The sequence below is a fragment of the Cupriavidus sp. MPR-AND1C genome (assembly GCF_058809705.1).
In genome coordinates this window covers 1-5,841 of record NZ_JBXASU010000168.1, presented here as the reverse complement: position 1 = coordinate 5,841, position 5,841 = coordinate 1, and the positions used below count along the sequence as shown (strand labels likewise).

4 protein-coding genes and 1 pseudogene are annotated in these 5,841 nt (G+C 66.0%); 2 read left to right on the top strand and 3 right to left on the bottom strand.

The window, feature by feature from the left end:
• Window positions 1-310: 310 nt before the first annotated feature.
• Complete coding sequence (locus tag AC1RWI_RS37525) at window positions 311-574, bottom strand: hypothetical protein (protein ID WP_492870833.1); 264 nt, start codon at window positions 572-574, stop codon at window positions 311-313.
• Window positions 575-1,181: 607 nt separating this feature from the next.
• On the opposite strand from AC1RWI_RS37525, the gene fliD reads away from it, so the two are divergent.
• Both fliD and AC1RWI_RS37515 read left to right on the top strand, forming a co-directional pair.
• Window positions 1,182-2,612: a flagellar filament capping protein FliD gene (gene fliD / locus AC1RWI_RS37520; RefSeq protein ID WP_492870832.1), complete on the top strand. Its 1,431-nt coding sequence runs from the start codon at window positions 1,182-1,184 to the stop codon at window positions 2,610-2,612.
• 143 nt (window positions 2,613-2,755) lie between these two features.
• On the top strand, window positions 2,756-4,462 hold the full coding sequence (locus AC1RWI_RS37515; RefSeq protein WP_043345990.1) for an MBL fold metallo-hydrolase: 1,707 nt from the start codon (window positions 2,756-2,758) through the stop codon (window positions 4,460-4,462).
• Window positions 4,463-4,648: 186 nt separating this feature from the next.
• Here the strand turns inward: AC1RWI_RS37515 and AC1RWI_RS37510 are convergent, their stop codons facing one another.
• Both AC1RWI_RS37510 and AC1RWI_RS37505 read right to left on the bottom strand, forming a co-directional pair.
• Entirely contained in the window at window positions 4,649-5,215 is a 567-nt protein-coding gene (locus tag AC1RWI_RS37510) for a TetR/AcrR family transcriptional regulator (RefSeq protein WP_043345987.1), read from the bottom strand.
• A 314-nt stretch (window positions 5,216-5,529) separates the two neighbouring features.
• Window positions 5,530-5,841, bottom strand: a pseudogene (locus AC1RWI_RS37505) (copper resistance protein CopQ); the annotation flags it as partial.

Below are 5,841 nucleotides of genomic sequence, written 5' to 3'. Positions count from 1 at the left end.
GGCATGCTGGTGGGAGGGGGTATTCTTGGCACCGCGGGCGCGGCGATCGGCACGCTCGGCGGCGCGGCGGTGCGCGCGCGCCTTGCGGCGATACTCGGCAGGAACCTGCCGGCGGCGGTCATCGAGGATCTGGTTGCCGTCATCGGCGCGGCGGTCATCGTCCTGTCGCTGGCTTAGAGGCCATTTCCAAAAGATGCCGGCGTCGTTGCGCGGCCTTGGCCGATCCACTTGTACTATCCGCGGCTGCGCGCCTGGCCAGAACCGCTTCGCTTCATGTTGAAACAGTCTCAGGCACCGCCGCCGGCAGGTCCTACAACGGATCGACCAGGCTGCGCACGACCTCCGCCAGACGGGCCGCGCGTGCGCGCCCCTTTGCGTCCAGGCCAAGCGCGCCACCCGCGGCCAGCGCCTGCAGGCCGAACGCGGCGTCGGTCATGTCGCGCCACGAGGGGTGGTCGGCGTGCATGACCTCCAGCGCCTGCGCGCCAGCCGCCAGGCGCGCCGGGTCAGGCTGCAGGCCGGCGGCCAGGTCCTCCAGTACCATCGCTGCATCGAGCAAACCCTTGCGGTCCATATCGGCGTCTCCCTCTCAAACTGAATAGCAAACGGACGCTCCCGCAGTGCATTTTTTTGCAGGCTCGCCGCTGGATTTCGCTGCGGTGGGCCACACGCCGTGCGCGGCGCCGGCCCAAACGATATGCGCGGACTTTCACCCCTTATTCACTCAATTGGCCCCAAGCCCGCGCCGCTACGATCTTGAGCGTGAAGAGTGAAGCACACGATCGGGATTACCCCCTGGTTTTCGGTCGATGCGCTCATCTTCAGCGCGAAACGAGGACAAGATCGGCGCACACAGCCGACAGATCGGCGAGCCGGGGTGCAGTCAGCAACATCTTAATGGCCAGTGGCGTCCCACGGCTGTCCCGGCGTACTCGTATCTACCCTCGTGTCGACAACCTCAAGGGCGACGCGACAGCCAGGCCACGGGCACCGGATTTCCTGCCAGGAACCAGCGGCTTGTCGCAATACAGCGCACGCCTATGGCGACGCCATCGATCAGTACCTCGCCCGAGGAAGCCCTGCGTGCCGGCCGTATCATCCGCACGCAACTGGCTCTCCTGACTAGCCGGGCCGCTTCGGCGGGCCGACCTCCTCCAACATGCAATTAAGGGATTGCAACCATGGCTATTTCCTCGATAGGCGTCGGGTCGCAGCTGGACCTGAGCACCTTGCTGGACAATCTGCAAAAGGCGGAAGAGACCAAGCTCACTGCCCTGACCAAGAAAGCCACCGTCCACACCACAAAGCTCTCCGCTTATGGTCTGCTGCAAGGGGCGCTGGCTTCGTTCCAGAATGCCGCCAGCGCGCTTGGCACGGCGAGCCTGTACAACAGCACCACGACCACCTCCAGCAACACCGGCGTGCTGGGCGTCGTGGCCGACAAGTCCGCGCTGGCGGGCACCTATGCGGTCAAGGTGTCGCAGCTGGCGCAGTCGCAGACGCTGGTGTCCAACGGCATCTCCGACAGCACGGGCCAGTTGCTGGGCAGCGCCAAGATCACGATCGAGTTCGGCACCACCGAGGGCGCCGTTTTCACGCCCGGCACCGGCAAGCCCGCCTCGATCAACATCAACGGCACCAACAACACGCTGACCGGCATCCGCGATGCGATCAATGCGTCCAATGCCGGCGTGACCGCCAGCATCGTCAACGATGGCGGCAGCACACCGTACCGCATGGTGCTGACGTCCAACACCACGGGCGCCAAATCCAGCATGCGCATCTCCGTGGACAGCAACGGCGCCGGCGACCCCAGCACCATTGCCGGTTTGCTGGCGTATGACCCGGCCGGCACCAAGGCGATGAAGCAGAACATCGAGGCCCTCGATGCCAAGCTGAACATCAACGGCATCGACGTGAGCAGCCCGACCAACTCGGTGCAAGGCGCCGCGCCGGGCCTGACGCTGAACCTGTTGAGCAAGGGCGACAGCACGGTGACCGCCGTCACCGACACCGGGACGATGGCTACCGCCGTACAGAGCTTTGTCACGGCCTACAACACGCTGCAAAGCACCGCCGCGAAGCTGTCCGCCTTCGACAAGAGCAACAAGGGCACGCAGTCGCCGCTGCTGGGCGACGCAACGCTGCGCACAATCCAGAACCAGTTGCGTTCCGTGTTCAACACGCCGCAGACCGGCACCAGCGACTCCAGCCTTGTCAACCTGACCCAGATCGGGATCTCGTTCAAGGCCGACGGCTCCATGGGGCTCGACACCGCCAAGCTGAACAAGGCGCTCACCACCAACCGGACCGGCGCGGCGCAGCTGTTCAGCGGTGCCGACGGCAAGTCCGGCTATGGCAATCAGCTGGCGGACATGGTGAAATCGTTCAGCGCTGCAAAGGGCGCGCTGACGACGGCCACCGAAGGCCTCAACACCAACCTGAAGAACCTCGACAGCACCTACACCCGCACCTCCGCGGGGATCGACGCCACGATGTCGCGCTATCGCGCGCAGTTCCAGCAGCTTGACCTGATGATGACCCGGATGAACTCCACCAAGACCTACCTCACGCAGCAATTCACCGCGATGAACAAAACGTCCTCCAACTAGTCATCACCGCCACAGCCGTCCTGCCCGCAAGTGCGGGACGGCCCCGCCAACGGCTTACCGTCTCGCTTTCCCTTGGTGGCATAACCGTGCGATGCCGCTACACTGTCGCCTGATCCTAGCCAGTCAATCAGGAACCGCCCCACATGCGCGAACAAGAACAGAGCGGAAGCCCCCCTCCCTCACGCCCCCCCTCACTGCGCCAGGCCGCAAGCATCCTGGTAGTGCGCGATGGCGCGGCCGGCATGGAAGTGCTGCTGGTGCGCCGCGCCGAGCGCAACGACGACCGCAGCAGCGGCGCCTTCGTCTTTCCCGGCGGCACGCTCGACCCCCAGGACAAAACCCTGCACGAGGCCTGCGCCGGCCTGGACGATGCCGCGGCCAGCGCACGTCTCAAGCTGCCTGACGGCGGCCTGGATTTCTACCTGGCGGCCGTGCGCGAGTGTTTCGAGGAAGCCGGCCTGCTGTTTGCGAGCGATGCCGGCGGCGAGTTGATCGCGCTGGACACGCTCGACGCCACGCAGCAGGCATGGCTGCGGCAGTCCGCGCGGCGCGGCGGGCCAGGCATGGCGCAGCTCTGCGAGCGGCTTGGCGTGCGCCTGGCGGTGGACCGCCTGGCATATCACAGCCACTGGCTGACGCCACCCGGCTTGCCCAAGCGCTTCGACACGCGCTTTTTCGTGGCCATGGCGCCCGCCGGGCAGTCCGCCACGCACGATGGCGACGAGGCCGTGGAGCATCTCTGGATACGCCCGGGCGACGCCATCGATCCGGCGCGCGGCCTGAAGCTGGTGGCCGTCACGCGGCGCACGCTGGCATCGATTGCCCGCTTCGACACCGCCCAGGCCTGCTTTGACCACGCGGCGCAGTTGCGCGACATTGCGCGCATCATGCCGCGCCTGGCCCAGGGCAGTGGCGGCCTGCGGCCCGTGCTGCCCAGCGAGCCCGCCTATGCCGAGATCGAGCGCATCGACCCGCTAGGCCAGGGCCATGCGCGCTATGAGCTGGCGACCGGTGCCGCGGTGCGCCTGTCCGAGCGCATCTGGCGCGTCACGGCCGGCAATGGCAGCGTGATGACCGGGCCCGGCACCAATACGTACTTTGTGGGCGATCCCGCGCGCAACGAATGGGCCGTGATCGATCCGGGCCCCGACGACGAAGCCCATGTGGACGCCGTGCTGGCGGCCGCGCCCGGGCCGATCCGCTGGATCCTGGCTACCCACACGCACATCGACCACTCGCCGGCGACATCCAGCCTCAAAGCCGCCACCGGCGCGCCGGTGCTGGGCCGTCCCGCGCCGCAGACGCCACGCCAGGACCAGACCTTCCAGCCCGAGCGCATCCTGGCGCACGGCGAGCGCCTGGCGCTTGGCGAAGGCTGCACGCTGCGCGTGGTCCACACACCGGGACATGCATCCAATCATCTTTGCTTCCTGCTCGAGGAAGAAAAGACCTTGTTCACCGGCGACCACGTGATGCAGGGCTCCACCGTCGTCATCAATCCGCCCGATGGCGACATGCACGCGTACCTGGCCTCGCTGGCCGCGCTGCAGGACGAAGACCTGGAATGGCTCGCGCCCGGCCACGGCTTCCTGATGCCCCGGCCCGCGGATGCCATCCGCACCTTGATCCGCCATCGCATGCAGCGCGAGGCAAAGGTGCTCAACGCGCTGCGAGAGCTTGGCGAAACCGGCATCGACGCCCTGCTCCTGCGCGTCTACGACGACGTGCCCCAGCGCATGCTCCCGGTGGCAAAGCGCTCGCTGCTGGCGCACCTGCTCAAGCTGGCGCACGACGGCCGCGTGCAGGAGTCCGACGAGAAGTGGCAGGTGCTGAAGCGCGCAGCGGATTGAAAACGCGGCGGCAAACAAAAAGCCGACCTCGACAGGTCGGCTCAACTTGTTGACAAAGCCGGCTCGGCGCTGCCCTACTCCGCTCTCCCCCTGAGGGGAGTAGGGAGCGACAGCCGTCGTCATGGCGCGCGGCTTTGGCCTGTTCGGCGCCTTCGGCTATTGCTTCAGGCTTGTCAGCAATACGTACTACTCGGATACCGAAGCCATCAGCAGGTCCGCGGCGGACTCCAGCCGCTCAGGCGCCCCAAACAGCCGCGCAACGATCAAGCCGTTCTGCAGCGCGCCGTAGATCACCTGCGCCAGCGCGCGAGCCGTCACCGGGTAGACCTTGCCGTAATCCTTCTGCGCGCGCTCGATCAGCCCCATCAGCCAGTTCTCGTTCATGCGGTAGAACGCCTTGAGTTCGGCGTGGACCGACTCCGGCAGGCACAGCGTCTCGGTGGACAACATGCCCGCGAGACAGATCTGGTCGCCGCAGGCCGCGGTACGCAGGAAGTTGAGGTAGCCCTCGGCCTGCGCGGCAGGGGAAAGCGAGGAATCCACGCTGCGCAGCCGCTCGGCGATGCGGGCGCTGTATTCCTTCACCGCCTCCAGCACCAGGTCGTCCTTGGCGGGGAAGTAATAATGGATGCTCGAGGTCTTCACGCCGACCAGCTCGGCCAGGTCGCGATAGCTGAAACCATTGAAACCGCGCCGGCGGATAAGCACCAGCGTGTGTTCGAGCAGTTGTTCGCGTACGGATTGCGTTTTCATAGCGTGATCTTATCTATCTATCGATAGATCCTCAAGCCAATTTCGTGTGCGGTCGCAACAAGGCAGCTTAGTTGTGGCCCTAAGTTACGCCTTCATTGCGCTTATCAGCACCCCCATGCCGGCTCAAGCCGGGAGCACTTGCGCCACCACGGTGATGGCAGAGCCACTGGCGACGCAGAGAACCACCCAGCCGGCCAGGATCAGGAAGCTGTCCCGTAAATTCATGATGCACCCCCACTCTATTTCACGCTCACTCTGTTTCCCAACCGCTATCGGGCATCCAGGCGGCGATCGCCGGGATGCCTTTGCCGCGCTCAGGCATTGGCGCCTTCGCTGAACACGTCGAACTTGCCGCCACGCGCGCCATCGGTGTAGGCGTCTACGCTGCGGGCCGGGCTAGCGGAGACGCCGCTGCGATCCAGGCCGGCTACGATGCGGGCACCATCGGTGTACGGGTCAGCCTTGCCAACGCGTGCGCCTTCGGTGTACGGGTCGAACTTGCCGCTGCGGGCGCCGTCGGTATAAGCGTCAACGCTGCGGGCCGGGCTGGCCGACACACCAGTGCGGTCCAGGCCGGCTACGATGCGGGCACCGTCCGTGTACGGGTCGGCCTTGCCAACGCGAGC